Origin of the sequence: Pseudomonas sp. HY7a-MNA-CIBAN-0227 (assembly GCF_040310325.1) — a bacterium.
Classification (GTDB): Bacteria; Pseudomonadota; Gammaproteobacteria; order Pseudomonadales; family Pseudomonadaceae; genus Aquipseudomonas.
The window spans coordinates 1-296 of sequence record NZ_JBEOPT010000065.1; the positions used below are offsets into that span (position 1 = coordinate 1).

General features: G+C 62.8%; 1 protein-coding gene. It reads left to right on the forward strand.

Annotated features, from left to right (window positions below):
• On the forward strand, nucleotides 1-296 hold a 296-nt coding region (locus tag AAEZ06_RS26985; protein WP_350617132.1), incomplete at both ends, for a helix-turn-helix domain-containing protein.

Genomic DNA, 296 nt, shown 5'->3' on the forward strand with positions numbered 1-296 from the left:
CGCTTTGCCGAGCTGCATGCCTGGATCGCCGATAACCTGACGCTGGAGTTAAGCATCGCCACCCTGGCGGCCCAGGCTGGCATGAGCGAGCGCAGCTTTGTGCGCCACTACCGCACCGAGACCGGCCAAACCCCGGCACGCGCCGTGGAACTGATCCGCGTCGAAAACGCACGCCGGCAACTGGCAGACAGCACCACCTCCATCAAACGTATCGCCATGCAATGCGGTTTTGGCTGTGAAGAGACTTTGCGCCGCAGCTTTCTGCGGGCCTTGTCAGTGACGCCTCAGGCGTATCG